Annotated in this window: 2 protein-coding genes and 1 pseudogene; 1 reads left to right on the plus strand and 2 read right to left on the minus strand. The window is 56.1% G+C overall.

The window, feature by feature from the left end; translation table 11 throughout:
* Positions 1–637: 637 nt before the first annotated feature.
* The gene (locus A3AY_RS0130170; protein WP_018329398.1) at positions 638–1,285 is read left to right on the plus strand and encodes an FMN-binding negative transcriptional regulator; all 648 of its coding nucleotides are present in this window, start codon (positions 638–640) and stop codon (positions 1,283–1,285) included.
* Positions 1,286–1,527: 242 nt separating this feature from the next.
* On the opposite strand, the pseudogene aspA reads toward A3AY_RS0130170, so the two are convergent.
* Positions 1,528–1,704, minus strand: a pseudogene (gene aspA / locus A3AY_RS40935) (aspartate ammonia-lyase); the annotation flags it as partial.
* The coding region (locus tag A3AY_RS38420; RefSeq protein ID WP_174371933.1) for a dihydrodipicolinate synthase family protein at positions 1,704–1,878 on the minus strand (175 nt) is incomplete at its 5' end. The gene A3AY_RS38420 and the pseudogene aspA, both read right to left, overlap by 1 nt.

Raw genomic sequence — 1,878 nt, forward strand, 5'->3', positions numbered from 1 at the left:
CAGCCTTCGGTCGGTCTATGTGCTTGCTGACTTGCTCGGGCTCTGCCAAGCGGAGCCGCCGCTGCCGATTTTGCCCCTCTTGGAGCCGGCCAAACGCAAGGTTGCCGACTGCCTTTCGCTCCTCAGGTACGATCCAGCTGAGGTGAGGTAGAGCAGGTCGACCCAGCACCTGGGGGGAGAGAAGCCAGGGGCTGCCCCTGTAGAGATTGCCAACTATTGTTTGGGCGCTGCCCCCATTTGTGGTCATCGCCAAACTGGCGTACGGGCGAATCAGCACACTCAACGCTGTTTCATCAGAGTGATCGTGTCGTTGGCGGTTGCCTTAATCGCCGCGCCAAACGCTTTCCAACTGAGCGATACCGCGATCGCTCTCCCGAGCTCTTGTCGGACTCAGGTCGCCGAGGCGTTAGGAACCCGCTCTCATCTCCACCGGCACTGGCTGCGTCCTTCGAGCGCGCGCGCTGGCGTGGTCGTCGAAAGTGGCCTAGTCGTATCGTTTGCAACTGGCTCTTTCACATCCCGGATTGATTCCTTATTCCGTTGGATAAGTTTAACGAGCCATCCTGGGACCGGATTGATGTCCGGGAGCCAATTCACCGGCATGGTTTTGAGATATCCGTCTCATTGGGAGAGCGACATGTATGTGCCTGCTCATTTCGCCGACAACTCCGCAGTCAGCCATCACGAGCTCATCCGAAACAACCCCTTAGGTACCCTCGTCACGTATGGTCAGAATGGTCTAGATGCGAATCATCTCCCCTTCTTGCTTGACGTGGCTGAGGAAAGTCTTGGCCGGCTCCATTGCCACGTTTCGCGCGCTAATCCTGTGCTCAGGGATGTTTCGACGAACGATGAAGTCCTCGTTATCTTTCGTGGCCCCAGCGGGTATGTTTCCCCCAATTGGTATCCAAGCAAACAGGAAACGGGTCGACAGGTTCCAACATGGAATTACCGGACGGTGCATGCCCATGGTCGAGCAATTATTCGAGACGATGATCGATATGTTCGGACCGTTGTGGCGAAGCTTACGAAGACCCATGAGGCCAATAGCGCGCAGCCTTGGAAAATGAGTGATGGCCCGAGAGAATATATAGACGAACTCTTGAAGCAGATAGTCGGCATCGAGATCGAAATTCGTTCGTTCGAAGGAAAGGCAAAACTCGGTCAGGATGACGGTGTTTCAGACATGCGCGGTGCGGCTGAGGGGTTACGGACCAAGGGCGAAGTCGAACTGGCAGACGCAATAGCGATTGCGGCCACCAACTTGAGTCTTCGATCTGAGTAAGTCGTCTCTAGAGGTGTATACGGGCCGCGTCCTACCATCGACAGAGTCAGCATTCTCGTCCACGGGCTTCCGGGACAAGGGAGATTGGCATCGGGTCGAGCAGGTAAAACGTCGCCCCTTCGAAGGCTGTTCAATTATTCTGTCAACAGCGGATCCGGATGTCCAGTTTCGGGTCCTGACACCTATTTCCGAATGACCGAGGATAGAGCGAATGCCGTGAGGGTATCCCGCACGCCGGGAAGCTCCGATATCAGTTCCATCGACTGGATGAGCTCGGGAAAAGCCCTCAGGCGCAGGCCCGATACGTCAAAATTCTGTTCCGCGCGCCGTGTATGGACGCCGTAAAGGACGTGTCGAGGAATAGCGAGCGGCCCGATAAGATCTGACTCGATACGCTCAGCAAGCTTTGTCTTGTCCATCAAACCAGGATCCCCGCATGGCGCATGGCGCTATCGATCTCTTCTTGAACGGCAGGACTGATCGTAACGAGTGGTAGCCGCAGATCCCCACGTATGCGACCGAGACGCTGCAAGGCATATTTCGGCCCAGCAGGGTTGGTTTCGAGAAAAAGCGCCCGGTGCAGTGGCATCAGT

Source organism: Rhizobium giardinii bv. giardinii H152 (assembly GCF_000379605.1).
Classification (GTDB): Bacteria; Pseudomonadota; Alphaproteobacteria; order Rhizobiales; family Rhizobiaceae; genus Pararhizobium; species Pararhizobium giardinii.

What these genes read in the sequence shown, in the direction of transcription:
- A3AY_RS0130170 (WP_018329398.1), top strand. Translation starts at nt 638, where the DNA reads ATGTATGTGCCTGCTCATTTCGCCGACAACTCCGCAGTCAGCCATCAC.